General features: G+C 61.5%; 23 protein-coding genes and 3 pseudogenes. 11 read left to right on the top strand and 15 right to left on the bottom strand.

All coding sequences use genetic code 11. From position 1 onward, the window contains the following. Positions 1 to 76 precede the first annotated feature (76 nt). From C8K58_RS32970 to C8K58_RS03725, 4 genes and pseudogenes are all read right to left on the bottom strand, one after another. A pseudogene (locus tag C8K58_RS32970) lies at positions 77 to 421 on the bottom strand (ATP-binding protein); the annotation flags it as partial. Between the two features lie 519 nt (positions 422 to 940). Beyond that, positions 941 to 1,276 (bottom strand): annotated as a pseudogene (locus tag C8K58_RS32965) (response regulator transcription factor); the annotation flags it as partial. Between the two features lie 213 nt (positions 1,277 to 1,489). After that, positions 1,490 to 2,539, bottom strand: a pseudogene (locus C8K58_RS32960) (sensor histidine kinase); the annotation flags it as partial. A 1,287-nt stretch (positions 2,540 to 3,826) separates the two neighbouring features. Then, on the bottom strand, positions 3,827 to 4,927 hold the full coding sequence (locus C8K58_RS03725) for an ABC transporter substrate-binding protein (protein ID WP_027606644.1): 1,101 nt from the start codon (positions 4,925 to 4,927) through the stop codon (positions 3,827 to 3,829). Between the two features lie 442 nt (positions 4,928 to 5,369). Here C8K58_RS03725 and C8K58_RS03720 point away from each other — a divergent pair, with 442 nt between their 5' ends. Further along, positions 5,370 to 5,975 carry a cysteine hydrolase gene (locus tag C8K58_RS03720; protein ID WP_027606645.1) on the top strand — a complete coding sequence of 202 codons (606 nt, stop codon included), beginning with the start codon at positions 5,370 to 5,372 and terminating at the stop codon, positions 5,973 to 5,975. Positions 5,976 to 6,061: 86 nt separating this feature from the next. Here C8K58_RS03720 and C8K58_RS03715 read toward each other — a convergent pair whose 3' ends face one another. The 5 genes from C8K58_RS03715 to C8K58_RS03695 all read right to left on the bottom strand — a co-directional run bounded on the left by C8K58_RS03715 (position 6,062) and on the right by C8K58_RS03695 (position 9,238). After that, on the bottom strand, positions 6,062 to 6,259 hold the full coding sequence (locus C8K58_RS03715) for a hypothetical protein (protein ID WP_027606646.1): 198 nt from the start codon (positions 6,257 to 6,259) through the stop codon (positions 6,062 to 6,064). 227 nt (positions 6,260 to 6,486) lie between these two features. Next, positions 6,487 to 7,119 (bottom strand): hypothetical protein, encoded by a 633-nt coding sequence (locus C8K58_RS03710; RefSeq protein ID WP_043293638.1) that lies wholly within the window; start codon positions 7,117 to 7,119, stop codon positions 6,487 to 6,489. A gap of 133 nt (positions 7,120 to 7,252) precedes the next feature. Then, the gene (locus C8K58_RS03705) at positions 7,253 to 8,071 is read right to left on the bottom strand and encodes a helix-turn-helix transcriptional regulator (RefSeq protein WP_108573051.1); all 819 of its coding nucleotides are present in this window, start codon (positions 8,069 to 8,071) and stop codon (positions 7,253 to 7,255) included. A 5-nt stretch (positions 8,072 to 8,076) separates the two neighbouring features. After that, positions 8,077 to 8,616 (bottom strand): kinase inhibitor, encoded by a 540-nt coding sequence (locus C8K58_RS03700; protein ID WP_108573049.1) that lies wholly within the window; start codon positions 8,614 to 8,616, stop codon positions 8,077 to 8,079. 139 nt (positions 8,617 to 8,755) lie between these two features. Beyond that, a complete protein-coding gene (locus tag C8K58_RS03695) occupies positions 8,756 to 9,238 on the bottom strand; it encodes an Lrp/AsnC family transcriptional regulator (protein WP_065941773.1) in 483 nt (160 codons plus the stop codon). Between the two features lie 143 nt (positions 9,239 to 9,381). Here C8K58_RS03695 and C8K58_RS03690 point away from each other — a divergent pair, with 143 nt between their 5' ends. The 5 genes from C8K58_RS03690 (at position 9,382) to C8K58_RS03670 (ending at position 15,079) form a co-directional block, all read left to right on the top strand. Further along, positions 9,382 to 10,422 carry a zinc-dependent alcohol dehydrogenase family protein gene (locus C8K58_RS03690; RefSeq protein ID WP_098479436.1) on the top strand — a complete coding sequence of 347 codons (1,041 nt, stop codon included), beginning with the start codon at positions 9,382 to 9,384 and terminating at the stop codon, positions 10,420 to 10,422. 243 nt (positions 10,423 to 10,665) lie between these two features. Then, on the top strand, positions 10,666 to 11,517 hold the full coding sequence (locus tag C8K58_RS03685; protein WP_027606660.1) for a sugar phosphate isomerase/epimerase: 852 nt from the start codon (positions 10,666 to 10,668) through the stop codon (positions 11,515 to 11,517). 13 nt (positions 11,518 to 11,530) lie between these two features. Beyond that, positions 11,531 to 12,583 (top strand): isopenicillin N synthase family oxygenase, encoded by a 1,053-nt coding sequence (locus C8K58_RS03680; RefSeq protein WP_027606661.1) that lies wholly within the window; start codon positions 11,531 to 11,533, stop codon positions 12,581 to 12,583. Between the two features lie 77 nt (positions 12,584 to 12,660). Continuing rightward, positions 12,661 to 13,464 carry an ABC transporter substrate-binding protein gene (locus C8K58_RS03675; RefSeq protein WP_027606662.1) on the top strand — a complete coding sequence of 268 codons (804 nt, stop codon included), beginning with the start codon at positions 12,661 to 12,663 and terminating at the stop codon, positions 13,462 to 13,464. A gap of 106 nt (positions 13,465 to 13,570) precedes the next feature. Next, positions 13,571 to 15,079, top strand: coding sequence for an amino acid ABC transporter permease/ATP-binding protein (locus C8K58_RS03670; protein ID WP_092484541.1), 1,509 nt, complete (start codon positions 13,571 to 13,573; stop codon positions 15,077 to 15,079). Positions 15,080 to 15,146: 67 nt separating this feature from the next. Here C8K58_RS03670 and C8K58_RS03665 read toward each other — a convergent pair whose 3' ends face one another. From C8K58_RS03665 to C8K58_RS03640, 6 genes are all read right to left on the bottom strand, one after another. Continuing rightward, entirely contained in the window at positions 15,147 to 16,226 is a 1,080-nt protein-coding gene (locus C8K58_RS03665; protein WP_027606664.1) for a GlxA family transcriptional regulator, read from the bottom strand. Then, complete coding sequence (gene gabP / locus C8K58_RS03660; protein WP_027606665.1) at positions 16,223 to 17,632, bottom strand: GABA permease; 1,410 nt, start codon at positions 17,630 to 17,632, stop codon at positions 16,223 to 16,225. The genes C8K58_RS03665 and gabP overlap by 4 nt, the downstream gene beginning before the upstream one ends. Before the next feature lie 164 nt (positions 17,633 to 17,796). Continuing rightward, on the bottom strand, positions 17,797 to 18,645 hold the full coding sequence (locus C8K58_RS03655) for an alpha/beta fold hydrolase (RefSeq protein WP_027606666.1): 849 nt from the start codon (positions 18,643 to 18,645) through the stop codon (positions 17,797 to 17,799). A 12-nt stretch (positions 18,646 to 18,657) separates the two neighbouring features. Continuing rightward, a complete protein-coding gene (locus C8K58_RS03650; RefSeq protein WP_027606667.1) occupies positions 18,658 to 19,950 on the bottom strand; it encodes an FAD-binding oxidoreductase in 1,293 nt (430 codons plus the stop codon). Between the two features lie 57 nt (positions 19,951 to 20,007). Then, positions 20,008 to 20,430 carry a RidA family protein gene (locus tag C8K58_RS03645; RefSeq protein WP_027606668.1) on the bottom strand — a complete coding sequence of 141 codons (423 nt, stop codon included), beginning with the start codon at positions 20,428 to 20,430 and terminating at the stop codon, positions 20,008 to 20,010. A gap of 35 nt (positions 20,431 to 20,465) precedes the next feature. Next, positions 20,466 to 21,605 (bottom strand): tyramine oxidase subunit B, encoded by a 1,140-nt coding sequence (locus tag C8K58_RS03640; protein WP_027606669.1) that lies wholly within the window; start codon positions 21,603 to 21,605, stop codon positions 20,466 to 20,468. A gap of 186 nt (positions 21,606 to 21,791) precedes the next feature. On the opposite strand from C8K58_RS03640, the gene C8K58_RS03635 reads away from it, so the two are divergent. The 5 genes from C8K58_RS03635 to C8K58_RS03615 all read left to right on the top strand — a co-directional run bounded on the left by C8K58_RS03635 (position 21,792) and on the right by C8K58_RS03615 (position 26,123). Further along, on the top strand, positions 21,792 to 22,619 hold the full coding sequence (locus tag C8K58_RS03635; RefSeq protein WP_027606670.1) for an AraC family transcriptional regulator: 828 nt from the start codon (positions 21,792 to 21,794) through the stop codon (positions 22,617 to 22,619). 146 nt (positions 22,620 to 22,765) lie between these two features. Next, a complete protein-coding gene (locus C8K58_RS03630) occupies positions 22,766 to 23,512 on the top strand; it encodes a response regulator (protein WP_027606671.1) in 747 nt (248 codons plus the stop codon). After that, positions 23,509 to 24,585 (top strand): ATP-binding protein, encoded by a 1,077-nt coding sequence (locus C8K58_RS03625; RefSeq protein WP_027606672.1) that lies wholly within the window; start codon positions 23,509 to 23,511, stop codon positions 24,583 to 24,585. Before C8K58_RS03630 ends, C8K58_RS03625 begins: the two co-directional genes overlap by 4 nt. Before the next feature lie 24 nt (positions 24,586 to 24,609). Then, positions 24,610 to 25,230 carry a hypothetical protein gene (locus C8K58_RS32955; protein WP_315898995.1) on the top strand — a complete coding sequence of 207 codons (621 nt, stop codon included), beginning with the start codon at positions 24,610 to 24,612 and terminating at the stop codon, positions 25,228 to 25,230. After that, positions 25,203 to 26,123: an ABC transporter six-transmembrane domain-containing protein gene (locus C8K58_RS03615; protein WP_027606673.1), complete on the top strand. Its 921-nt coding sequence runs from the start codon at positions 25,203 to 25,205 to the stop codon at positions 26,121 to 26,123. The genes C8K58_RS32955 and C8K58_RS03615 overlap by 28 nt, the downstream gene beginning before the upstream one ends. Positions 26,124 to 26,125: the final 2 nt, after the last annotated feature.

Raw genomic sequence — 26,125 nt, 5'->3', positions numbered from 1 at the left:
AGCGCACAGCTGACTTGAAAATCGAACCTGATAGAACTTTATCCACGGCCCAGCCCATAGGGCGCTTGTTCGATGCTCATCGCTTACTCTGCGGCGCATCAAGAGGGGTCTCGAGAATGAAGGTTGCGCCCTGCCCTTCCCCGTCGCTGTGCACGGTCAAGCTGCCACCCATTTCCTGCGCGGCGAGCGCGCAGCTGTGCAGGCCGAAACCGTGACCGTCTTTGCGAGTCGTGAAGCCATGGGAAAAGATACGCGTCAGGTGCTCTGGCGTAATCCCGTTGCCATTGTCGGCCACCGTGATACGCAAGACTGCCCCGTCACCGATGAGGGAGGCGCTGAACGTGATGCACGGGCTGCGATCGACCACGCCGTCCAACGCCTGCCTGGCGTTTCTGATCAGGTTTACCAGAATCAGCAGCACCCGGTGCCGGTCCAGCGACAGCAGGGGCAAGTCGGCAATGTCCTTGACCACCGTCACCTCCTGATTCATCCGTGAGCCGGCACTCATGCGCCAGGCATCATCGATTAATTCCGAGACCGGTATTGTCTCGACGACACTGACGGCAACGGCATAGGACTGCTGGGCAGCGACAATGGTCTTGATGTGGTCAATGCCTTTGGTGAGTTGCTCGAGCTCTTCGATGATGCCCTGCTGTTCTGCCGCCACCGCCTGCGCCAGCTTGAGCAGGTAGTCGGGCAGCATCTTTCCCCGCTGGTCCTGGGTGAAGAAATCGCTCAGCTCATGGATGTGTTCGTTCATCATCTGCGCCACCTTGCCCAGGCCCTGGGCCTTGGAGGTGCGCATCTGGCTGCTGACCAACTCGGCCGAAACGTTCACGCTGTTGAGGACGTTGCCGACATTGTGCAGCACCGTCGTGGCGATCTCGGCCATGCCCGCCTGACGGGATTTCGCATTCAGCTCGGATTGCACCTGGCTCATGCGTAGCGCCGCGCGTACGCGAGCCTTGAGCTCCAATGGCGAGAAAGGTTTGGCGATATAGTCATCGGCGCCACTCTCCAGCCCGGAGATGCAAGCTTCGCTGCCGCCGCGGGCGGTCAACAGGATGACGGGCAGATGGGCAAAACCGGCGCTCGCCTTGATTCTGGCGGTCAGGCCAAAGCCGTCAAGCTCCGGCATCATCACATCCGAGAGAACGACATTGATCGGTTGACGCTGCAGCATGGCCCAGGCCTGTTCTCCATCAGCGGCGGTGACGACGCTGTAGTCGTCGCGCAAAAGCTCGCTGAGGTAGCCAAGCATTTCCGGGCTGTCATCGACCACCAGGACCCTGGACTGCGAGGTGCGTTCCGGGTGCCGTTCGTTGTCTGCATCGGCCATGGACGCCTGGTCGTTGCTACTGCCACGGCGGCCGTCGTCGAACAGCAAGTGGCGCTGCTCGGTTGTGATCATTGCGGTGGGTGACGATCCCTCATGCAGATGACCGGCTTCGGTCGGCACCGTGTCTTGCTCGGTTCCCCGAGGAAATCGAACAAGGAAGCACGAGCCCTTTCCAGGCTCACTGTTGACACTGACTTCGCCCCCCATCAGTTCGACCAGATCCTTGACCAGGGCCAGGCCGATACCGGTACCGCTGTAATGCCGCGTGGCGGAATTGTCGATCTGGGAAAAACGCTGGAACAGCAGGGGTAATTTGTCAGGCGCGATGCCAATGCCCGAGTCTTGCACCGCGAGCTCAAATCGCTCGTCATCAAGCGCAGTGACTGCCAGATGCACCGTACCGCCAGCAGGGGTGAACTTGATGGCATTACTCACCAGGTTGAGCAGAATCTTCTCGAAGTGTCGGGGGTCCAGGAACACGGTACCGAGGGCAGGATCGATGCTGCAGGTTAACGTGCAGCCTTTGCCCTTGGCCACCATGGCGGCGTCCTCGGCCAGCACACCCACCGCCTTGTTCAAATCAACGGGCGCCGGACACAGCTCAAACTTGCCTGCTTCGGCCTTGGAGAAGTCAAGGATATCGTTCACGCGGTTCATCAGGCGCAGTGCGTTTCGTTGTGCGCGCTCGATTTGCACGCGCCAGTCCGCCGGCGGCGTGATCGCCACCGAGAGCTGCTCCAACGGGGCGAGAATAAGAGTCAAAGGGGTGCGCAGTTCGTGGCTGACCGTGGCGACGAAATCACTCTTTGCCTGGTTGGCCGTCTCGGCCTGGTTGCGCGCCTGAATAAGTGCAACCGCCTGCGCCTCCAGCACCTCGGTCTGCCGGTGCAGCGTGTCGGTCCGCTCGGCGACCATTCTCTCCAGAGAGGCCTGCACCTGCCGTCTTTCGGCTTCGGCCTCGGCCTCCAGCACCCGGATGCGCAAGGCATTCTCCTGGAACACCCGGACAGCGCGAGTCATGATCCCAATCTCATCGCCGCGTCCAGCACTGGCGATTTCGGCGGTCAAGTCACCGGCAGCGAGCCGGCGCATGGCCGAAGCCAGGGCGACGATGGGCTGCGCGACAAACCGCGAGGTGCTCCAGGCAATGGCTCCGGCCAGCAGGATGGCGACGGCGCCAGCGACTATTGTCGCCAGCATGCCGCGATCCTTGTGGACCAAGGCGTCTGAACGCGCTTCGCCTGCGAAGCGCGCAACCAACAGGCCAGCGCTGCGTGCCTCGATACGAACCTGGTCGCGCGCGTCGCCCAAGGCGTTGCTCGCCTGATGGAACCCGGCAAATGCCGCCCGGTAGCCAGCAATCTGATCGCTGACCGTCAGGGGCGTAGCGCTGGCCTGCTGCCCCACAGACGATGGCAGAACCCGGGCGAGACGGGAGAGTTCATCGAGGATGACGCCTACAGAGCTGGCGACCTCGGCCGACGGCGCCAGGCGAAACGACAAGGTCTGCGCTTCCAGGGTGGCAACACGTTCGGCGAAACGCTTGGACAACGCGGCGGCGTTTTGCAGCAAACCGATGGCGGCCTGAATGTCACTGGCGTCATGGGCAATGTGCTCGTCCACTTCAGCCAACATGACTTCAAGGCGCTCTGCCACGCCTCCAACAGCCCCCAGATGCCGCAAAGCCTCGCCGCCCCGGAGCCTGGGAGCCTCGCCAAGCTGCTCGAGCGCCAGGCTGGCTGCTGCCACCGCCGTCGCCAACTGTTCCAGGGTCGCCACCTGTTGCGGCGCCCCCATCAACTCACGCAATTGCTCGACCACAGGTGGCAGCGCCGCACAGGCGTTGCGCGCCGCAGTGGCGGCGGCACCATCACCGCTCACCAGCACCTGGGCCACATTGGCGGTAATGATGCGTTCGCCGTTGCGCAGGATATCCAGGATGCGATGGGCGCTCTGGGCGTTGCTCACCCGCGCCTGGTGGTCGGCGGCGCGGGAGTCCAGGCCCTTCAGCCCAGCGGCGATACCCAGTTCAACGAGGGCCGTCGCCTCTCGCATCCGGGCGTAATGGGCGGTCATATTCTCGGTTTCGCCATCCATGGTCAGGGTCGCCGCCCGCAAGGACGCGATCGCCGCAGCGAGCCTCTCCAGGCTGCCCTTGAGCGATTGCGCCTCTGCCGCCGGGATGGCGTTAAGGCCGTTGATAGCGGTCGCGACCAAGCCCTCGGCCTGGGACACGCTGTCCTGGTCGCGGGTGGCAATGAAGTTTTCCACCCGCCCGGTAGCCCCGTTGACCGAGGCCAGAATTTCCGCGGAATGGCTGGCGGAATCCACCGCACGTACCATGCCTCGCAGGCCGTAGAGGTTCACGAGCGATACCGCCAGCATCAGCAACACCAGTGCGGCAACCGCCAGGCCGATCCTGACGGCAATGGGCCTGGCCGTGGCTGATTTGAATGTCAACATGGGGCCTCGCCTCCTAGCCCGCCGCTACTGTTTCGTCACCTCCGGCAAAGGCGCCGGCGGCGCCGTATGGTTGATGGCCGCATCGATCATCGCCGCAACGGAAGCCTGGCCGTAGAACGGATTGGCGGCACCGCCCACCGGCATAGTGGCAAGCCAGGCGTCCAGGTCTTTGGCATCAATACGTACCAGCGGCACTTCGACGAACTTCGGCACCTGCTTGCCCGCCAGTATCTGCTGGGCCACCCAGAACCCCATCTGGGAGACGCTCGGGGAGGCAGAGACAGAGACGGTCTCGTAGCCATTGGCATCGCGTTCCTGTTTCCACAGGGCAAGTTCGTCCTGACGGTTCCCCATCACAATGATCGGCAAAGGGCGTCCCGCCGCCTTGAACGCCATGGCCGCACCATATCCGTCGCCACCCTGGGTAGCCACGGCATCAATGGTGGGCAGCGACGGCAGCGCCAGCGTCACTTCCCTGCGGGCGACAGAAGCCGTCCAGTTCCCGTAAACGGTCTTGACGAATTTCAGGCCCGGATAGTCGCTGGCGGCCTTGCGAATGCCATCGCTGATGTTTTTATCCGTGGCATCGCCAGCGATGCCGCGGATCTCCAGTAATGTCCCGTTGCCCTTCAGGCGCTCGGCGATGTAGTCCATTTCCACACGGCCCATGGCGGACCAGTTGTAATCCACGGTATAGACACAGGGCTCGGTGACCAGGCTGGCCATGACGACCACCACGATGCCGGCGTTGCAGGCATCGCGGATCACCCCGTTGAGGGCCGTGTCGGAGGCAGCGAGGATCACGATGGCATCGACGCCCTTGACGATCATGTCCTGGATATGGGCCGCCTGTTCCGAAGCCGAGTTATTGGCGCTGACGACGGGAGCCTCACGGATCAAGCCCTCCTTTTGCGCCTGGAGCGCAATTTCCTGCCAGTTGCGCACCATCACCTTGCGAAAATCGCTGCCTGCGTAGGAATTGCTGAAGGCAATGCTGTAGCTCGCGGTAGGGCCGCTGGCGATGCCCTCGGCGGCAGCCTGGGCCGGATTGGCGGCAACCATCGCCAGCCCCGCCACGCAGCCGGCGAAGCGCCTCAAGATCGTGTGGATCGACTGGGTGTTCATGCTGTTCTCCATCGTGCTTGGCATTTACCAACAGTTATCCACCCGCTCCGGCTTACAGCCTGGATCGACGGCGTGTTCTGGTTGGAGCCGTTGGCCCCCACATTGGAGATTTTCAAGCAGGTGAGGTGTGGGGCAGGCATTGAACGTTTCCCTGTATGCCGCGTGCGGGTTGTTGCGTGAGCCGTTGAAAACGCCTGAAGACCACCCACCGGCTGTCGCCAACGTCAATGACTTTGCCAGGGTCGGAGCCCTTGGCGGCCGAACATTGAAACCCGTAGATGGCTCGCATTGGCAATGAGCATAGTATCAAAGTGCCCGCTTTGCTTGCGGTCTGTAAACGGATGCGGCGCTCTTAGCCATAGTTTTGTGTTTGACTGCCGCCCCACCCAACCCTGCCTGCTGTTCTACGCTTGTTGCTCGACCCACTTATCGGAGACCCGACATGAACCCACACACCACCGCCCTGGTGCTGATCGAATACCAGAACGACTTCACCACCCAAGGCGGCGTGTTCCATGACGCCGTCAAGGACGTCATGCACACGTCCAATATGCTCGCGAACACCGCCACCACGGTTGAACAGGCGCGCACGCTCGGCGTGAAGATCATCCACCTGCCGATCCAGTTCGCCGAGGGCTACCCGGAGCTGACCACCCGAGACTACGGGATTCTCAAGGGCGTTGCCGATGGCAGCGCTTTCCGCGCCGGCAGCTGGGGTGCCGACATCAGCGAGGCGATTACCCGGGAAGCCGGCGACATCCTCGTGGAGGGCAAACGCGGGCTGGACGGTTTCGCCACCACGGGCCTGGACCTGGTGCTGCGCAACAACGGCATCCAGACCCTGGTGGTGGCGGGCTTCCTGACCAATTGCTGTGTCGAAGGCACGGTACGATCAGGTTATGAGAAGGGCTATAACGTGGTGACCCTGATCGATTGCACCGCGACCTTCACCGACGAACAACAACAGGCAGCCGAACGCTTCACGCTGCCGATGTTTTCCAGGACGTTGCAACACACCGAGTTTCTCGACGGGCTGAACGCCCGGTAGCCATCGCCCAGAAGGCGGCTTTACAGCCGCCTTCGGATTCCCAGCCATCTGCGACACCCTGGCCGGGTTCGTTGATCTGAAACACCTCAGTTGTCAGGGTGTTCGCTCGCCACTGAATCGGCAGCGTCCACATCAGACATATCCTCCTCAAGGGGTGCATCGTCGTCCGGCGGCAGCGGGATCTTATCCTCATCACGCTTCGGGTCGTGCCCTGTCTCGTTGTCCGTGCCGCGCGTAACAGCCTGCTGTGAAATGTTGCCCGGGGCATTCTCATTGATTTCCATGCTGGCTCTCCGTTCTTGGGCTCGGGATATCCGTGCTTAAGGTTGAGAAACGCCATGCCCACCAGAGTGCCGGGCAACAGACGAATGGACGCGCCCAAACTGGCACAAGGTGGCACTGCCGGTGCATGTTTCGATCCATTCGGCGCCGTGGGTATTTACTGGATGGCGCTGACGGCGGCGCAATTATCGATGCGATTGAAAGGTGATAGTGCTCGGAGGTGCTTCGTTCATTTGTCCAGATTCATTGGTTCATGCATCCGTTCGCCTATTATTGCGCGCAGCCATGCGGCATGAAATTCCATGTCTTCCAGAGAAGTCCCCTCAGCCAATCGATATTCGAACTCCTTGCCCCTCGGCCCCTGACACACGACGCTGAAATGGCCATGGCGGTCATAACTGGCGAGCAAGTAAGGGCTGATACAAATGATATCGCTGAAGGGCACCTGCACTTCGGCGGGTTTACGGCCGCGACGGGTGACGGTGAGAGTAAGCAGTTGCCGGTTCTCGTCAAAGGTGAAGGCCAGCACTCTGGACGCAGAGAACATCCACGCGAAAACCAGCCCCATGAGCACAACAAAACCAAGCATGAACAGGATGAGAGGCGACGTGGTGAGACTCGCCCCATCGCTGGACGATGCGCCTTGCATCGCTTCGAGACCGAAAAGGATCAGCACCATCACCCCTATGACCGGCAGGAACATAAGCAGCACAAAACAGAAACCCAATATGGCCGCCCCAGTGCTGCCAAAGGTGGGTAAGTCCGGATTGCCATGCCACATAGGTGGGTGAGCGCGCGGTTCTTCAGCGCCTGGCGCGGCTGGAGGCGTTGCGATGGGGTGAACTGAAGTTTGATGGGGCATCCAGCAGGCTCCGGGGGGACTGCGTAGACAGTAGCACTATCGCCAGACAGTCTGGTCCGGTACCCACCGATAAACGTCAACACCTGGCTCGCACTGCCGGCCGGCAGACTGGGGGAAGCCCTGCCGCAACGGTTCAAATCGCAGCCCGCAATTCACGGGGTGACAGGCCATAGTGTGAGCGAAAGCGCACGGCAAAACGGGAGGCGGAGGCGTAGCCGCAGGCGCTGGCAATTTCACCGATCGGGCGAGACGTTGTCTGCAGCCGTTGTAATGCTGTCGACAGTCGAACGCCCTCCAGAATGTTCCTGAAACTATTCCCCTCGTTCGCCAGTTGGCGACGCAAGGTCGACTCCCCCAGGTTCATGTGCTGTGCGATGCTCGCAACCGTCCAGTCTCTCTCCGGGCTGGCCATTACCAGTTGCTGCACCCGCTCGCACAAGGGATCGTTGCGCCCCATCAGCAAAGGTCCGGCCTGGCCGCCAAGGCATAGGCTCAGCAGCACCGCTTCCCCATAATGTGTGCAGAGTGCCTGCGGGGCGTTTGCATGGATGGCGACCAGCAACTGCTCCCATGCCTGGGTGGTGTGCCTGTCCAGGGGAACGCATAGATCGCTCTTCAGTGCCCCGCGACCACTCTTGATCTGCTGGCTATATCGGCTGCTGAATTGACGCAATGTCGAGACGGGAAAGGTCACCGCATCGGCGATGTAGTGACCCTGAGGGCCGGGGAAGTTTGAGATACCCAGCTCGCGCCCGGCCGGCATCAGAATCAGATGCCGAGTGCCTGCGCGCATTTCCCGGTCATCCCATTGCAACAGTTTTTCCCCCTGCCGCACTCGACACAAGGTGGTCACGAACACCGGCACCCTGGGCAAGGTAAGGGCATGTCGCGCCCGAATGACACAGGCATCGATAATATTTTCCCGGTGCTGTATGCCGTCACAAGGGCGCATGGTTCTTAACGTCCGTAAGTGGAAGTAATGGTCGCTTTGGCCAGGACGTTGGCGTTGAGCATGTAACCGACCAAGGCTCCGCTGGCCTGGTTGTCGAGCGGTAGCTTATCGACTTTCAAGGCCCACACGGTGAATTGATAGCGATGGGGTTTATCGCCGACAGGAGGGCAAGCGCCACCGAACCCCGGCTGGCCATAATCGGTTCGCCCTTGTACTGCACCCGCAGGCAGGTTCGCCCCCGCTCCGCTGGGCAAACTATGGGTGGAGGCTGGCAGGTTGACCACCGTCCAATGCCACCAACCGCTGCCGGTGGGGGCATCGGGATCGTAAACGGTGATCGCGTAGCTTTTGGTCCCTGCCGGGGCGTTTTTCCACGAAAGCTCAGGAGACGTGTTGCCACCTTCGCAACCGAAGCCCTGGAACACTTCGCGACGGGTCAACGGGCGGTTGTCAGCAATATCCCGGCTGGTCAGTGAGAAATCCGCAGCGTAGCCACTGAGTGTGACGCCCATGGAGAGTGCAGGCAGGATTGATCTGATGTTCATCGCGGCTCCAGCTGAGTCTGAAAGTGAAGCTCGAGTCTAGGTTGAACAAAACCGGGAGACTGTGCCGAAATGCTCGATAACAGTGCCGAAATGCTCGATTGTCCGGACGAACGATGGTTCTCGACGTGCCCGACAGCCTTCAGATGCTCAAGAGCTCGCTGACGGGCAGTCGATGAGTGGTCTTCATCTCTCGCAGGGAGAGGTTCGAGCGAATACTGGAAACCCCAGGGAGCTTCCTCAGCACTGTTTCGACAAAGCGGCTATAGCTGTCCAGGTCCCGTGCAACCACCTCAAGGAGAAAGTCCGCCTCCCCCGTTGTGTTATGGCAACTCAATACCTGCGGGGCCGCCTGGATAATCTTTTCAAACGTTGCCGTGGCTTCTTCGCTGTGATCCGTGCAGGAGATCTGGACAAAGGCCTTCAGGCCCAGCCCGAGTTTCTTTCGATTGAGAATGGCCTGGTATCCCTCGATAACCCCGCATTCTTCCAGCCGTCTTTGCTTGCGCCAACAGGACGCTTCGCTGAGGGACAGCTGCTCGGCCAGCTTGACATTCGACAGCTTGCCGTCCCGCTGCAAACGCTCCGATATTGCAATGTCCGCCTTGTCGAGCTGCTCAATCATGAAATACCCCTTCAAATTCTCGCCTAAAAATGAAGGTTAATTTCAATTCTTGCGTTCGGTCAATTGCAAATTGAAAGGTAATTTCAAGGCGCTCATTCATAATGGCAATGCCTGAATCGCCCCTCCAAGCCGAGGTAATTTGAATGAAAGCAGTCGTCTACGAAGCCTTTTCCAAGCCGCCGCGCCTGATGAACGTGGCAGACCCATCCCCGGAACGCCATGGCGTGGTGATCCAGGTGCTTGGCACCGGGGTGTGCCGCAGCGACTGGCATGGCTGGAAAGGTCATGACCCCGACATTGAACTGCCCCATGTACCGGGTCATGAGCTGGCGGGCATCGTGGCCGAGGTGGGCCACGACGTCACGCGGTGGAAGGTCGGCGACCGGGTGACCGTGCCGTTCGTGGGTGGCTGTGGTGCCTGTGCGCAGTGCAACAGCGGCAATCAGCAGGTGTGCCACACGCAATTCCAGCCGGGCTTCACTCATTGGGGCTCTTTTGCCGAGTACGTCGGCATCCACCAGGCCGATCTGAACCTGGTCGCGCTGCCCGAGAGCATGGACTTCGCAACCGCCGCAAGCCTGGGTTGTCGCTTCGCCACCTCGTTCCGTGCAGTCGTCGACCAAGGCAACGTCAGCGCCGGTCAGTGGGTCGCGGTTCACGGCTGCGGAGGTGTCGGCCTGTCTGCGGTGATGATCGCCCAGGCCATTGGCGCGAACGTGATCGCCATCGATATTTCCCAGGAAAAACTCGATCTGGCACGGGCGCTCGGCGCTGTCGCCACCATCAATGCCCAGTGCGTCGCGGACGTCACCGAAGCCGTACTGGAAGTCACCCAGGGCGGTGCCCACGTCTCGCTGGACGCCTTGGGCCACCCAACCACCTGTTTCAACTCCATCAACAACCTGCGCCGTCGCGGCAAGCACGTCCAGGTCGGGCTGATGCTCGCTGATCACGCCACGCCGGCCATCCCCATGGGCAAGGTTATCGCCCATGAACTTGAGATCTACGGTAGCCACGGCATGCAGGCGCATCGTTATGGCGCCATGATCGAGATGATCACTTCAGGCAAGCTGGCGCCTGAAAAACTCGTGGGTAAAACCATCAGCCTGGAACAGTCCATCGACGCGCTGACGAACATGGACCGCTTCGAGACGGCAGGGGTAACCGTCATAACCGAGTTTTAACCCATGACGCCACCCTGAGCCGCACTGAACAATAGTTTAGAAAACTCTGAACTATCTATTTGCACTTCCCTATTCTTTCCGCCAAGCGCCCCTCCCTACTATTGGCGGCAACAAAGGAGCCTTTCCACAGAGATGGGGCCCGAAGATTGCCTTTTCTGATTGTCACTGCCGTTTTTTGTGCGTTTCGGTCCACGCCGAAACGCCGCTGTGTCAATCATGCGAAGGCACCTTTGGAGCAGATCGATGAAGTTGGAAGTATTCCGGACGTTGTGGGGCTACACCGCGAGCAAGGCACAAGCGCTCGAAGAGTTGCTTGAGGCCGGGTTCGATGGCATGGACGCCCGCCTGCCCATGACCGCCAGCGAACGCGCCGAGTTCGCAGCCTTTCTACGCGCCAACCATGTCAGCTATATCAGTACCGTCTTCAGCGCCTACGATGTTCTGCCGCAACAATCGGCGAGCGTCGACGAACACCTTCTGGACCTCGATAAAAAATTCGCTTGGGCGGCTGAGTTGTCGCCGCGCTTCATCAACCTGCTGGCTGGCAACGACCGCTGGCCACTGGCACAGCAAGTCGACTTCTTTGGCCGCGCAATGGACGTCGCGCGCAAGCACGGCCAGGTGTGCGCCTTTGAAACCCATCGTGCGCGCTCGTTGTTCAACCCTTGGGTCACCCTCGAGCTGATTCGTCAACTGCCGGACCTGCGCTTCACCAGCGACATCAGTCATTGGGTGGTCACCTGCGAGCGCCTGCTCAACGATCCGGAAGATGACCTCAGCGCTTTCGTCGAGCGCGTTCACCACATTCAAGCCCGGGTCGGTTATGACCAGGGGCCCCAGGTTCCCCACCCCGCCGCTCCCGAGTACACCCAAGCGCTGGCCTTCCATCAGCAGCATTGGGAGGCCATCTGGCGATCCCAGGAAAGTCGCGGCTATCAGGTCAGCACGCTGACACCGGAGTTCGGTGCCGACGGCTACCTGCATCACCTGCCCTTCACCAATGTGCCGGTGGCCGACCTGTGGTCGCTGAATGTGTGGATGGCAAATACCGAGCGCGAGCATTTCCGGCGCTTCAGCGGTGCCTCAACCCGATAAGGAGCGTTACTTCATGCCTGACCAAACGCCAAAGGCCGCCAACTTCAATCGCATTCCGCTGGTGGACATCGCCGGGCTGTACAGCGACGACATCGCACAGCGCCAGGCAGTGGCCGAAGAACTCGGTAACGCCGCCCGCGCAGTGGGTTTTCTGTACATCAAGAACCACGGCATCGAGTCGTCGCTGATCGACGGCTTGCGCCACGCGGCGAAGGACCTGTTTGCGCAATCCCTTGCGTACAAGATGCAGCATTACATCGGCACCTCCCGCAGCCACAAGGGGTTTGTGCCTGAAGGCGAAGAGGTCTATGCCAAAGGCAAACCGGACCACAAGGAGGCGTTCGATATCGGTTTTGAAGTGGGCGAAGACGATCCGCTGGTCAGGGCCGGAACCCCCTTGATCGGGGCCAATGAATGGCCGGACCTGCCGGGTTTCCGTCCCGCCGTCGAAGCGTACTACGCTGCGGTGTTTGCGCTGGGGCGTCGCCTGTTCAAGGGCTTCGCGCTCGCATTAGGCCTTGAAGAGGACTATTTCGAGGCACTGGTTACCCGCCCACCGTCGAAACTGCGCCTGATTCACTACCCCTTTGACCTGGCCGCCCAAGACGCACCCGGCATTGGTGCACATACCGACTACGAGTGCTTCACCATTTTGCTTGCCGACAAGCCAGGCCTCGAGGTGATGAACGATCAAGGCCAATGGATTGATGCGCCACCCGTGGACGGTGCCTTTGTGGTCAACATCGGCGACATGCTGGAGGTCATGACCGCGGGTACGTTCGTCGCTACGGCTCACCGAGTGCGAACCGTCAGCGAAGAGCGCTACGCCTTCCCACTCTTCTACGCGTGCGACTTCCATACGCAGATCAAGCCACTGCCACAGTTTCTTGAAGACGCTAAGGATTACGAGGAAATCACCATCGGTGAGCACATGTTCGGCCAAGCGTTGCAGACCTATCAGTACCTGCGCCGCAAAGTCGAACGGGGCGAACTCAAGCTGTACGAGAAAGCACGCAAGCCATCGAGCTTCGGTCACTTGAAGAGCCAGGCGCAGGACGCGTCCTGATGCAACCCTCAGCCTGGTCACACCGCCCTGTTTAACCACCCGCCCAGCCCTACTTTACCGACGTGGAGTCATCGATGATGCGCAATCCAATCAATCATGCTGTCCGCTTGACCCTGCTGGCCGTCGCACTCCTTGGTGCGGCCGGCGCCCATGCAGCAACGACGGTGACACCCGGCGTACTCAAGGTCGGCATGGAAATCACCTATCCGCCCTTCGAGTCATACGACGAACATAAAAACGTCGTCGGTTCCGACCCCGAGCTGGCGCACCTGCTCGCCAAGCACCTGGACCTCAAGGCCGACTTCGTCGACACCAAGTTTTCCAACCTGATCCTCAGCCTGAACGCCGGCCACTACGACGCGATCATCTCCGGCATGTACATCACGCCCCAGCGGCAGACGCAAGCGCAAACCATCCCGTACGCCAAGACCGGCGCAGCGATCATGGTGCTGAAGGACAGCCCGCTGAAACCGAAAGTACCGGAAGACCTCTGCGGCCTGAAAGTCGGCCTGGAAAAAGGCACCACGTGGGTGACGCAGTTCAACACGCTCTCGACCGACTACTGCACTCCGAATAACAAGGGCGCGATTATGGTCAGCGAGTTCCCGTCCGCACCGGAGGTAACCCAGGCGCTGCTCTCCGGCAATGTGCAGGCTCAGGTGGAGATCGACGGCGCCGCCGGCATGATCGCAGAACGCACCAAGGGCCGCGTCGTGGTGAGCACCGAGCACTCGATCTATCAGCAGACGCTGGGGATTTACGTCAAGAAAGGCAACGACGCGCTCTATCAGGCACTGCTCAAGGCCTTTGAGGCGAGCAAGGCCTCCGGTGAATACACCGCCCTGTTGAAGAAATACAACCTCGAAGAACCGACTAACTGACCCGGTGCAGCCCTGTGGGAGCGCAGCCGCTCCCACAGTCGGCGGCTTTCGCTTGACTGCCCGGCCCAGGTAAAGCCTGTGTCGACGCCAGCAGTTGGAGAGACACATGCAATTTGAATGGCCTTACTTTTTTTCTCTGTTTTCGCTCTCGGACTTCTGGAAAGCCTGCATTACGGTGGTGGAACTCAGCACGCTGGCCTGGTTCATCGGCATGCTGCTGGGCTTCCTGCTGGCTTCGGCCAAGCTTTCGGCCGCGCGTTGGATCAGCGTGCCGGCGTCGATTTATATCTGGTTCTTTCGCAGCGTGCCGCTGCTGGTACTCGTGGTGTTCGTCTATAACCTGCCGCAGATGTTCCCGGTCACCCGTGGCGTCCTGTCCAACCCGTTCTATTCCGGCCTGTTGGCCCTGGTGGTCACCGAAGCGGCCTATATGGCGGAAATCCACCGTGGTGGCTTGATATCCGTGGCCAAAGGTCAAAAAGAGGCCGGCCGCGCGCTGGGCATCGGCCTGATCGGTTTGCAGCGCCTGATCGTGATCCCCCAGGCGTTCCGCATTTCCCTGCCGACGCTGATCAACGAATACATCACCGTGGTGAAACTGACCTCGCTGGTCTCGGTGATTTCCTTGACCGAACTGTTGACCGTGGGCCAGCGCCTTTACGCGCAAAACTTCCTGGTGATGGAAACCCTGTCGGCTGTGGCGGTGTATTACGTGCTGATCGTGACCGTGCTCGGCTGGCTGTTTCATTGGCTGGAGCACCACCTGGAACTCAACAACCGCACACCCCGGACGCTGGATGACACCAGCATGGGGCGCCTACGCGCATCACAACCCGCCCCTCCTTCGGCAAGCGCTCGGAAAGCCTCCGGGCCTGGCTCGGCACCCGCCCTGCAACTGGTCGACATTCACAAGCGCTACGGCCAGCACGCTGTGCTCAAGGGCATCAACCTTGATGTAAATGTGGGCCAGGTGATTTCCATCATCGGCCCATCGGGCTCGGGGAAAACCTCGCTGATTCGCACCGTCAACGCCCTGGAAAGCATCGACCAAGGCGAGATCATTCTGTTCGGCGAAAGCTATATCCACGCCGGTGACAACACCAACACGCAACAAGTACGCCGTGGGGTACAGCACATCGGCATGGTGTTCCAGGGCTTCAACCTGTTTCCCCATCGCACCATTCTCGACAACGTCACCCTCGCGCCGCGCTATCACGGCCGCGACAAGCTCATCAGCGAGCAGCGCGCCTACGCCCTGCTGGACAAGGTCGGACTGCTGGCTCACGCGCACAAGTATCCGCATCAGTTGTCTGGGGGGCAGCAACAACGCGTGGCAATCGCCCGCGCATTGGCCATGGATCCACATATCATGCTGTTTGATGAGCCGACGTCTGCCCTTGACCCGGAACTGGTGGGCGACGTGCTCAAGGTCATCGGCGACCTGGCCAAAGAAGGCATGACCATGCTGATCGTGACCCACGAGATGGACTTCGCCCTGTCCATTTCCGACCGGGTGATTTTCATGGAAGACGGCCTGGTTGCGCTGGATGCGGCGCCTGGGATGATTCGTGCCGATCAGTGCGGCGAGCGAATCAAGGCGTTCATGCGGGTTTGAACCCGGCGTGAGTGGCGCCTGAAATTCGAAACGCAAGCGTCGCTGATCAGCGCCACTCACCGTACTCTCAGCGCCTGGCCTTGAGCCGGACACTGGCAAAGGTCGACTCCCCCCGCGCCTGCTCCAGGGCACTCATTGGCATCGGCACCGGTACGGCGCGAATCATCGGCTTCAACATGACGGCTCGCTCGCCTGCCGTCACCAGGCGCTCGTCACTGGGCGGCACGCCAAAGTACTCGCGGTAGCATTTGGAGAAGTGCGGCGTGGACACAAACCCGCAGAGCAAGGCCAGCTCCACGATGGAAATGGGGGTTTGCTTGAGCAACTGACGCGCGCGGATCAGCCGCAACCGCAGGTAGTAACGCGAGGGCGAACAGTGCAGGTACTTCTGGAACATGCGTTCAAGCTGCCGGCGTGACAGGGCCACGTACTCGGCCAATTCATCCAGGTCGATCGGTTCTTCCAGGTTGGCCTCCATCAGCGCGACGATTTCCTGCAGCTTCGGCTGCTGGGTGCCGAGCATATGCTTGAGCGGCACGCGCTGATGATCCTGCTCGTTGCGCATGCGCTCGTACACGAACATGTCCGAAATCGCCGCCGACAACTCATGCCCATGCTCACGCCCGATCAGGTGCAGCATCATGTCCATGGGCGCGGTGCCGCCCGAGCTGGTCAGGCGATCGCGGTCGAGGGTGAACACGCTGGCGCTGAGGCTCACCCGTGGAAAAGCTTCCTGCATGGCCGCCAGCCACTCCCAATGCACGCTGCATTCAAACCCGTCGAGCAGCCCCGCCCGGGCCAATACCCAACTGCCGGTACAAATACCACCCAGGCGCCTGGAATAACGCGCCTGGGTCCGCAGCCACTTCATCAATTCATCGCTCAGGGTGTGTTGAATACCCGTGCCGCCGCACACCACGACGATATCCGCAGAGGGCGCAGCGGCTATGGAACAGTCCGGCGTGATGGGCATGCCGTCGCTGGCCCACACAGGATGACCGTCGACACTGGCGGTCTGCCAACGATACAGCTCCTGGCCTGCCAGTTGGTTGGCCATGCGCAGCGGCTCTACCGCCGACGCCAACGAGATCAGGGTGAACTGATCCAGCAGCACGAATACCAAACAGGTGACCGGCCGGGGGTTCATGGGCGCGAAGCCAGGGGGATCGGTTTTTGGGTGCGGTCGGGCTGCCGCGCCGTGATCACGCCGACCAGGGAAATCAGCAAGGCCAGGCCGATGGTCGACGACACCTCAAAGCGGTGCTCGGGCGTCAGCAGCATCACCGCCAATGCGCAACAGATGAAGACGATGACCACCCAGGTCAGCCAGGGAAACAGCCACATCTTGAACGTCAGGGTGACATTACGGCGTTGCAGGACCTTGCGCATGCGCAGTTGCGACACGGCGATCACCAGGTACACCAGCAAGGCGATGGCCCCCGAGCTGGCCAGCAGAAACTGGAACAATCCAGCGGGCATGAAGTAACTGAGCAAGGTCACGCCTGCCCCGAGGATCGTGCTGGCGATCACGGCGGCCCTCGGCACACTCGCTGCCGATGTCTTTTTCATCAGCGTGGGCGCATCCCCGCGCTTGCCCAGGGAATACAGCATGCGTGAAGCAATGTAGATGGACGAGTTCATGCAGCTCGCCACGGCAATCAACACCACCACGTCCACCAGTAACTTGGCGTGGGGAATGTTCATCAGCTCCAGGGCGCGCTGATAAGAACCTACCGACGCCAACAGCGGGTCATTCCACGGCACCACGGAAATCACCACGAAGATCGACAACACGTAGAACACGCCGATGCGCCACATCACCGAGCGCGTGGCCCGGGCGATATTCTGCGCCGGGTTATTGGACTCGGCAGCCGCGATAGTGACGGCTTCCGTGCCGATAAAGCTGAACATGATGGTGATGAATGCCCCGACCACCGCCGACAGGCCGTTAGGCGCGAAACCACCGTGTTCTTCCATCAGGCGACTCAGGCCGCTGGCCTCCCGCTCGGGAATCCAGCCCATCAGCACCGCGCCTCCCAGGCCGATGAAGCCGATGATCGCCACCACCTTGGCCATGGCAAACCAGAACTCGAATTCACCGTACTTGGAGACGCTGAACAAATTGGTGACCACCAACAAAAAGATCGACAACAAGGCGAACAGCCAAGCGTCGATCTGCGGCAACCACTGGTTGAGGATATGCCCGGCGGCCAGGGCTTCGATGGGAATCACCAGCACCCAGAACCACCAGTACAGCCAGCCGATCGTAAACCCGGCCCAGCGGCCGATGGCCTGGTCGGCGTAGGTCGAGAATGAGCCGGTGTCGGGGTTGGCCACCGCCATCTCCCCCAGCATGCGCATGACCAGCACCACCAACAGGCCGGAAAACAGATACGCCAGCATCACGGCCGGCCCCGCCGCCGCGATGGCGTGCCCGGAGCCGACAAACAGCCCCGCGCCGATAATGCCTGCAATGGAGAGCATGGTGACATGACGCGGCTTGAAGCCCTGCGCCAACTGGCCGTTGGAATCCTTGGAAATCAGGCTATTCATCGTTGTTTTTTATTCTCTGTGATCGACGTTAAGACGTACTGACTGGAAGGTCAGGCGATCATCATTTCTTAATGACGGGTCACAGTACGCGGCCTGCGCGCCGCAAAAATAGCCTCATAGCGGCACGCCGGTGCCTGATATCGACATTGGCGGGCAACCGCCGCTCATTGCCTCGGCGGGTCAAGGTTCGCCAGAAAGCCTGCAATCAGCGCGTTGAACACCGCGCCCTGATCGTCGTGCACATAGTGGCTCGCGTCGGCGACCTCCACCGTCCGCACATGGGGGTTGCTGGCCCTCATCGCCTGCAGCGTCGCCGGCGGCAGGAAGTCCGAGCGACCACCACGAATGAACAGGCTGGGGCAATCCAGCGCGCGCACCGCTGGCCACAGGTCCGTCGGCTCGATACTCAGGCGGGCCTGGGCAATCCCCTGCTGATCATGGCGCCAGCCAATCACACCGTCGCGTTCCTGCATCGAATGCGCCAGCCTCGACGCCAGGCCCTGCTCCGACAACCCCGGGCGCGAAGCCCTCCAGAACGTGCGGGCCGCGTCCCAATTGTCGAACTGCAACGGCGTCTGGCCCATCTCGCGGCGGATACGTGCGGCGCCATCGCCCTGGGTTGAAGAGCCGGGGCCGATGTCCTCGATCAGCAACCCCAGCAAGCGTCCCGGATGTTGCCGCGCATACTCGAGGGCGTTGGCGCCGCCCAATGAATGCCCGAGCAGGACAAAGCGCTGCAGGCCGACATGGGCGATCAGATCCTCAAGGTCCTCGACATAGGATTGGGTGTGATACGTGGAGGGCTCGGCCCAGTCGCTCAACCCACGACCACGCTGGTCGAGGGCATAGATGCAGTAGCCCTCCCCCAGGGATTGCACCAGCGACTCCCAGGTCTGGGCATAGGCGCGCAGGCCGTGCAACAGCACCAGGGGCACGCCACTCGATGCGCCCCAGCGCAAATAATGCAGGCGCAGGCCCGAACGGTTGGTGAAGAAACAGCTGTCTGCAGGCATGGGCTTGCTCCTTTAGAAACGGTCGAAGCGATAAGGGCTTGGGTCAATGATCGGCGCATGCCCACTGACCAGGTCCGCGGCGAGATGACCCGCCGCCGGCGATGTACCGAAGCCGTGACCCGAGAAACCGGTGGCCACGGTCAGCCCCGGAATCTGCGCGACCGGGCCGATGACCGGGTTGGAATCGGGTGTCACGTCGATAGTGCCGGCCCAGGCCTGGGCGATCCGTGCGTGTTCAAACACCGGCCAGGCGGCCATCAGGTTGTTCATCGCGTCGTTATTGAGCTGCGGGTTGGCCGCCGGATCCTGCACCCTGACGCGCTCGAACGGGCTGACGCTGTCGGCGCGCCAACGCCGCGCCAGGGCCAGGTCATTGATGAACGGCTTGCCCAGCGACACGTTCAGCACACTGCGTTGCGCACGGAACTGCGGCATGTATTGCTTGGCGAGCAGCAGATGGTCGAGGGTCAGGAACGCATCCAACTTGCCCCGTTGGGTAATGATGAAACCGCCGTCCTGGTGCTTGCGAAACGAAAAGTCCGGCGCGCCGACCGCGATCTGCGTCGGCCCCTCCATGGGGTGGGTACGCAGTACCGAGCAGGTCAGGGGCAGGGTCGGCAACGCCACACCGAGGTTGCCCAGAAAGCGCCTCGACCACATGCCCCCCGCCAGCAGCACATGATCACAACGGATTTCGCCCTTTTCCGTGACCACACCGCTGACCGCGCCGCCGGACATCTGCAGCGTACGCACCGCGCACTGCTCGATGATCACCACGCCCCTGTCCATGGCGGCCCTGGCAATCGCGCTGCTGGCCAGCGTCGGTTCGGCACGCGCATCGGAAGGGGTAAAGATGCCACCGGCCCAGTCACCCGTGCCGCCTGGCACCAGCGCGTCGATCTCACGCTTGCTGAGCAGGCGTGAATCCAGCGACAAATGCTCCACCGACTTGAGCCAGCCCTCGTGCATTGCCATTTGCGCCGGGGTGCGCCCGACAAACATGATGCCTTCCTGGCGATACCCCACATCCGCCCCTACCCGCTCGGGCATCTGCGCCCACAAGCGGTCGGCGGCCAGGGCCAGCGGGATGTCGGCCGCGTGGCGGCTGGTCTTGCGCACCCAGCCCAGGTTGCGGGACGACTGTTCGGCGGCGATCCGGCCTTTTTCCAGGACCACCACGGCGATATTGCGCTCAGCCAAGGTCAGCGCAGCCGTGAGGCCGATGATCCCGCCGCCAATGATGACGACGGCAGTCGCGCTGGGAAACACGGTGGAGGTTGTCACGGGCGCTATTGTCGGTGCCATGGTCAGGACTCGGTAAACGAATAAGGGCGGCCAGGCCTGTGCATGGCCGCGTGACGATTATTGCGACAGGCGAATGAGGTCGACCTGCGCCTTCGACGCGTTGCGATACGCCGTCACTTCCAGCTCCACCTTGTAGACCGTCGAGCCCAGTGGTGGGCAGGTCACGGTGCTGGCCGGGTCGACGCCGCGAAACTTCTCGCCGATCAGGCCCATCACCGCCGGCACGTCCTTGGGGTCCTGGATGAACACCCGCGAACACACCACGTCGGCCAGGCTCGAATCGACAGCCTTGAGGGCCGATTCGATGTTGGCGAACACCTGGTGCGCCTGTTCCAGGACATCCTCCGGGATCAGCTTGGTCTGGGGGTTACGGCCGGCGGTGTTGGACACGTAGATCCAGTTGTCCACGCACACCAGGCGCGAATAGCTGGCCTGGTCTTCGAACGGTGAGCCGGTCTTGAGCTTGGTGATTTTTGTCATGTCGAATGCCTCGTCAAAGTGAATGAAGCTACGGCTCAGCGCAGCTCCGGGGTTTCCCACAGGTTCAAGGTCACGCCGATGCCGTGCTTGACGGCGTTGCGGTACACCACCGTGCCCCAGGCCACGTCTTCGACGGGCATGCCGCCCACCGACATGATGATGATTTCCTCATCGTTCCTGCGGCCAGGCGCGGCCCCGGCGATGATCTTGCCGATGTCTTCGACGTCATCGAGCTGCATCTTGCCTTCGGCAATCATGTCCATGAAGCGCACGCCAATGACCGGCACGTTGTGATGCGCAGGCTTGGGCAATTCCTCGAACCAGGCCTGGTACAGACCGGTGTTGTCGAGCACCTTGCGTACGTCGGGCTGCTCCATTCCCGCGTCGAGGGAGCAAGACGCCGGCATCGCGAGGAAAGCGCCTGGCTTGACCCACTCACGCCGCACAATTGGGTAGATCGAGGGGTCGCCCGTGGCACCGGAGCTACAATAAGTAACAAGGTCCGAGTCGCGGACCACCGCTTCGAGGGTGTCGACCACGTCTATCGTGGTGATCTGCGGATACGTCTGTTCGACCCACGCGATAAAGTTGTCGAGGCTCTGCTGGCCACGGCCCTTGATCTTCAGGGTGTCGATATGCGGGCACACCGCGATGAAGGCCGCCAGGGTGGTCTTGCCCATCACGCCCGGGCCAAGCAGGCCGACGACTTTCGAGTCCTTGCGCGCCAGGTGGCGTGCGCCCACGCCGGGGATCGCACCGGTGCGGTACGCCGACAGCAGGTTGGCCGACATATGGGCCAACGGCGCGCCGGTGTCGGGGTCGTTCAGGGTGAACATCAGGATCGAACGCGGCAGGCCTTTTTCGCGGTTCGCGATATTGGAGCCGTACCATTTCACCCCGGCGGTGCAGAAGCTGCCGCCCAGGTAGGCCGGCATGGCCATCATGCGCCGATCCGCCGTGGGCTTGGGCATGTTCGGGAACGGCGAATCCTGCGGGAAAATCACCATCGCGCCATGGGAATCATTGTTCGGGCCGGCCATGCGGTAGTCACCGGCATACAGCAGGCCGAACATTTCCTCCATGGTGTTCACGCAGGCCAGCATGTCGGTCACACCCGCGCGGATCATGTCCTGCTCGGAGAGGTAGATAAAATCGATTTTTGTAGTTGCAGACATAGTTATTCTCGGGCTGAAGGTGATATCGCTGCGGTAGGCGCAGCTCCACGCTGTCGAGATCGAGTATCGGGCGGGGGATGGCGGCGGTATTGTAAATTTCGGACATACCGTTCAGTCGGGCATGACGATAGTTGGCGCGATTAATGCGTTGATTTTCCCCTGGCGCTGCCTGCCCAAGGAACAACCATGATCAAACCGAGTGTGCCGACTCCCCGGCTCCACACCGCGAACGAACAACCCTGGTTCGTGCTCAACTCTTCACGCTATTCAGTGATGCCGTCCGCGCACCCGGCGATCTCGCATTTCTATGCCTTCGATGTGGCGCAATCGTCCAACCTGCTGGCCGTGCCGGATGGCTGCGTGGATATCCTGTTCGACTGTGATGCGACGCGACCGACTGCGCGCATCTGCGGCACCCCGCTGGTGGCCCAGGCGGTCGAACTGCACCAGCACCACCACTATTTCGGCGTGCGCTTTTCGCCGGGTGTGATCCCCGGTTTCGTCAATGTACTGGCCGAAGAATTGACCGAGCGGGAGCTCGATCTGCTGGAAGTCTCCGAGTTCGCCCAACGCCTCTTCGAAAGCATCGTCCAGGCCCCGTTGCTGGGCGACCAGATGCGGCTGTTCAACGACTACCTGACCCCGCGCCTGATGGGCAAGACGTCGCGACTCACCGCCATGATCATCCAGCAGGCGCTGCACCATCGCGGTGATATCCGCATCCAGCAACTCGAAGACCTCAGCGGCTACACCAGCCGGACCCTGCACCGCCAGTTCAACCAGGACACCGGCATGTCACCCAAGGCGTTTTGCCGGATCATCCGCTGCCAGGCGGCCCTGGACACCCTCAATACCCAGCACGATGTATCGTTTTCGCAGTTGGCCCTCGACCTGGGGTTTGCCGACCAATCCCACTTCCTGCGCGACTTCAAGAAACTGGTCAGCACCACCCCCTGCGACTACCAGCGCACCATGACGCAAAACGCCTACACCGACAGGATCAGCTACGCCTGATCACGCCGTTTGCGAATAAACCCGCGTCTCCATCGTTTCTCCATAAAACCTCCCATGAAAGCGCATGCTCGTGGTGCACAGTAGTCTTCGTCGCCCCATGGTAATTCGCCATACTGCGATGACCGAACAGCACGACCGAGCCGACCATGACTGAATCACACCCTGTATCGACACCGACGGACCTCGCGTCCCCACGCCAGGCGTTGGTACTGATCGCCGAAGACGAGCCGGAAATCGCCGATATCCTCGCGGCCTATCTCAAGCGCAGCGGCTTCCAGACCGCCCATGCCCTGGATGGGCGCCGTGCCCTTGAACTGCATCAATCGCTCAAGCCCGACCTGGTACTGCTGGACGTGCTGATGCCGCAGCTGGATGGCTGGATGGTCCTGGCCGAGATCCGCCACCGGGGCACCACACCGGTGATCATGCTGACCGCCCAGGACCAGGACATGGACAAACTCATGGGCCTGCGCATCGGTGCCGACGACTACATCGTCAAGCCGTTCAACCCCGCCGAGGTCGTCGCCAGGACCCAGGCGGTGCTGCGTCGCTCCCTCGATCATGGCTACGGCGCCCGCCAGCGCGTGCTGCGGGTGAATGCCTTTGAAATCGACATCGACAGCCATGAAGTCAGCGTGCAGGTCGGTGCACACACGCGCAGGCTCAACCTGACGGTGACCGAGTTCAGATTGTTGGCGCAACTGGCCAAGGCCCCCAAGCGCGTATTCAGTCGCGCCGAGTTGCTGGCCCTGTGTTCCCCCGAGAGCGACAGCCTGGAGCGCACCGTCGACAGCCATATCAGCAAGTTGCGGCGCAAAATCGAAGACCTCGGCCTCCAGGGCGTACCAGCCAGCATCCGTGGGGTCGGCTACCGGTTCGGGAGCCAGCCATGAAGACCGCCAACAGTTTGAGCCGGCAGATCATCGTGTCGATGTCCGCCGTGGTGCTCTGCGTGATCGCCCTGGCCGTGGTCGGCTCCTACGTGTTTTACGCGTTGCTCTGGACGTTCTGGCCGCCGTCGGATCTGGACGTGGACGAATGGCTGCCCACCGGCATGGAGTGGGCCTGGATGGCGCTGATCACCTGCATCAGCCTCGCGGTGGGCGCCGTGGTGGCGATCAAACTGTCCCGGCGCATTCTGATGCCCTTGAACTCGGTCGCGGCCAGCCTTCGCCGGCTCGCCGATGGTGACCTCGATGCCCGGGCGACGGCGTCCGACCGCTCACTGGCAGAGGCCACCTTGCTGGTGGATGACTTCAACAGCATGGCCCAACGCTTGAAACGCATGGCGCAAGAGCAGTCGTTCTGGAACGCCGCGATTGCACATGAACTGCGCACCCCGCTGACCATCCTGCGCGGCCGCCTGCAAGGGTTGGCGGAAGGCGTGTTCACCCCGGACCAGGCGCAGTTCTACAGTCTGCTGAGCCAGGTGGAAGGCCTGACGCGCCTGATCGAGGACCTGCGGGTCGTAGGCCTGGCGGACAACGGCTACCTCGAAGTGCAGATCCAGAGTGCCAACCTGGCCGAGGAGATCAAGGCCGACGCCTGCCTGTTCGAACCGGGCCTGCTGGCCTGCGGGTTCGTGCTGCACCTGGACCTGCTCGAACGGCCTGTGCAGTGTGATCCGGCGCGGATTCGCCAAGCCTTGCTGGCCATGCTCGACAACCTGAAACGCCATGCAACCCCCGGCAACGTCACGGTGCGCCTGGGCAACCAGGATGGCCTGAATACCTTGAGTGTCGCGGACGAAGGCCCGGGGATCGCAGAAGCGTTTGCAACGCACATCTTTGAGCCGTTCCAGCGCGGCGAAAGCTCGCGCTCCCGCGCCCAGGGCGGCAGCGGCCTGGGGCTCGCCGTCGTACGCGCGATTGCCCTGTCCCATGGAGGTCGCGCGACCTGCCGGAACCTCGACAACGGCGGCACCTTGTTCGAGCTGAGCTGGCCCGACCAGTTGGTCGCCATCTAACCCCAACCGCCCCCAGGTGAAGGCATGCGCCTCTGTATTTTCAGGGTCAATCGGTACCGCCACTTTGCCTTGCTCGATGCACAAGGACGCTGCATTGCTTTCAAGAGCTGCGAAGGGATTCCACAGAACGGCGAATGGGTGCAAGTCAACGAAATCAACCTGGCCTGGTTGAACCGCGCGCTGCCTGCGCGCGCCTTGACCAGAGGCCACACACCCGCCTCGTGTAGTCAGCCAGGAATTGCCTGTATGCCTTTCAACTATCGTGATCGAAACGTGATTGACGTGGCACTGCTTGAAGACTCGGTACGGCTCTATAGCGCCAAGCTCAAGCGGTTGCAGCGCTTCTGGATTCCCCTGCAGAAACAGGCGCCACGCCTGGTGTTGTCACTGTGGGTCCTGGGGGTTGTCGCATCGCTGTTCAGCCAGTCCTATTACCACTGGTTATTTACCGCGCCGGCGATTTGCCTGCTGATCACCCTGGAAATCGTGATCGAAGAAGTGCAGATCGACTTGTTACTGATGACCGAGGAAACGCGCTATCTGCTCGACTTCACCCGCGGTCTTTATACCGGGACCCTGAGTTCCCGCCCCCCTACTTTGCGTAAACCAGGTGGCCCATGCCCTCCGTCACACCTCCACTACTGATCGAGCAGAGCCGCAAAATCGGTCAACAATCCGCCAGCCAGACACTCAAGGCGATCGCCAAGGCCTACCCCGGCAAGTTGTCCGGCACCCTGTCGCTGGTGGCGCTGGAAAACGCGCTGCTGCTGGCCTACCCGTTGTTTGCGGGGTTTGCCGTCGACGCGATTATCCGTGGCGACACCGGCAATGCCCTGCTCTACGCCGCCGTGGTCCTCGGGTTCTGGGTGGTGGGCGCCGCCCGACGGGCCCTGGACACCCGCACCTTTACGCGTATCTACGCCGACCTTGCCGTGCCGGTGATTCTTAACCAGCGCCTGCAACGCCACAGCACCTCAACGTCCGCCGCGCGGGTGGTGCTGGCACGGGAGTTCGTCGATTTCTTCGAAAAACACGTGCCCACCATTGCGACGGCGCTGGTCTCGATCATCGGCGCGGCGGCCATGTTGCTGGTAATCGAACCCTGGGTCGGCCTGGCGTGCCTGGTGGCGCTGGGGCTGTGCCTGGTGGTGGTGCCTGGCTTTGCACGGCGCAACCAGCGCTTGCATGAGCGGCTGAACAACCGCCTGGAAAAGGAAATCAGCCTGGTGGAAAAGGTCGGCGCCCCCACGCTGCGCCGCCACTATCAGGTGCTGTCGCGGCTGCGTATCGGGCTGTCGGACCGTGAGGCGGTTGCCTTCCTCACCATCGGCATCCTTGCGGCCCTGCTGTTCGTGGTCGCCATCAGCCAGTTGGCGCTGGCGCCCGCGGTGAAGGCCGGCCATATCTATGCGGTGATGACGTACCTGTGGACGTTCGTCAGTTGCCTGGATGAAGCCCCCAGCGTGGTCGACCAATTGGCCCGGCTCAAGGACATCGGCAAACGCGTGGACCCGGGACTGGATGACACGGCGGCCTGACC

Source organism: Pseudomonas sp. GV047 (assembly GCF_003058245.1).
Lineage (GTDB): Bacteria > Pseudomonadota > Gammaproteobacteria > Pseudomonadales > Pseudomonadaceae > Aquipseudomonas > Aquipseudomonas marginalis.
Note: the sequence above shows the minus strand (reverse complement) of the source record. Positions and strands in the feature narration are given on the sequence as shown.

Excerpts from the sequence above, each read along its gene's own strand:
- gabP (WP_027606665.1), bottom strand. The coding sequence starts at position 17,632 with ATGAATAGCCTGATTTCCAAGGATTCCAACGGCCAGTTGGCGCAGGGC.
- C8K58_RS03720 (WP_027606645.1), top strand. The coding sequence starts at position 5,370 with ATGAACCCACACACCACCGCCCTGGTGCTGATCGAATACCAGAACGAC.
- C8K58_RS03645 (WP_027606668.1), bottom strand. The coding sequence starts at position 20,430 with ATGACAAAAATCACCAAGCTCAAGACCGGCTCACCGTTCGAAGACCAG.
- C8K58_RS03665 (WP_027606664.1), bottom strand. The coding sequence starts at position 16,226 with ATGAACCCCCGGCCGGTCACCTGTTTGGTATTCGTGCTGCTGGATCAG.
- C8K58_RS03695 (WP_065941773.1), bottom strand. The coding sequence starts at position 9,238 with ATGATTGAGCAGCTCGACAAGGCGGACATTGCAATATCGGAGCGTTTG.
- C8K58_RS03680 (WP_027606661.1), top strand. The coding sequence starts at position 11,531 with ATGCCTGACCAAACGCCAAAGGCCGCCAACTTCAATCGCATTCCGCTG.
- C8K58_RS03630 (WP_027606671.1), top strand. The coding sequence starts at position 22,766 with ATGACTGAATCACACCCTGTATCGACACCGACGGACCTCGCGTCCCCA.
- C8K58_RS03640 (WP_027606669.1), bottom strand. The coding sequence starts at position 21,605 with ATGTCTGCAACTACAAAAATCGATTTTATCTACCTCTCCGAGCAGGAC.
- C8K58_RS03635 (WP_027606670.1), top strand. The coding sequence starts at position 21,792 with ATGATCAAACCGAGTGTGCCGACTCCCCGGCTCCACACCGCGAACGAA.
- C8K58_RS03675 (WP_027606662.1), top strand. The coding sequence starts at position 12,661 with ATGCGCAATCCAATCAATCATGCTGTCCGCTTGACCCTGCTGGCCGTC.
- C8K58_RS03685 (WP_027606660.1), top strand. The coding sequence starts at position 10,666 with ATGAAGTTGGAAGTATTCCGGACGTTGTGGGGCTACACCGCGAGCAAG.
- C8K58_RS03615 (WP_027606673.1), top strand. The coding sequence starts at position 25,203 with ATGCCCTCCGTCACACCTCCACTACTGATCGAGCAGAGCCGCAAAATC.
- C8K58_RS03670 (WP_092484541.1), top strand. The coding sequence starts at position 13,571 with ATGCAATTTGAATGGCCTTACTTTTTTTCTCTGTTTTCGCTCTCGGAC.
- C8K58_RS03625 (WP_027606672.1), top strand. The coding sequence starts at position 23,509 with ATGAAGACCGCCAACAGTTTGAGCCGGCAGATCATCGTGTCGATGTCC.
- C8K58_RS03715 (WP_027606646.1), bottom strand. The coding sequence starts at position 6,259 with ATGGAAATCAATGAGAATGCCCCGGGCAACATTTCACAGCAGGCTGTT.
- C8K58_RS03705 (WP_108573051.1), bottom strand. The coding sequence starts at position 8,071 with ATGCGCCCTTGTGACGGCATACAGCACCGGGAAAATATTATCGATGCC.
- C8K58_RS03650 (WP_027606667.1), bottom strand. The coding sequence starts at position 19,950 with ATGGCACCGACAATAGCGCCCGTGACAACCTCCACCGTGTTTCCCAGC.
- C8K58_RS03725 (WP_027606644.1), bottom strand. The coding sequence starts at position 4,927 with ATGAACACCCAGTCGATCCACACGATCTTGAGGCGCTTCGCCGGCTGC.
- C8K58_RS03710 (WP_043293638.1), bottom strand. The coding sequence starts at position 7,119 with ATGCCCCATCAAACTTCAGTTCACCCCATCGCAACGCCTCCAGCCGCG.
- C8K58_RS32955 (WP_315898995.1), top strand. The coding sequence starts at position 24,610 with ATGCGCCTCTGTATTTTCAGGGTCAATCGGTACCGCCACTTTGCCTTG.
- C8K58_RS03700 (WP_108573049.1), bottom strand. The coding sequence starts at position 8,616 with ATGAACATCAGATCAATCCTGCCTGCACTCTCCATGGGCGTCACACTC.
- C8K58_RS03690 (WP_098479436.1), top strand. The coding sequence starts at position 9,382 with ATGAAAGCAGTCGTCTACGAAGCCTTTTCCAAGCCGCCGCGCCTGATG.
- C8K58_RS03655 (WP_027606666.1), bottom strand. The coding sequence starts at position 18,645 with ATGCCTGCAGACAGCTGTTTCTTCACCAACCGTTCGGGCCTGCGCCTG.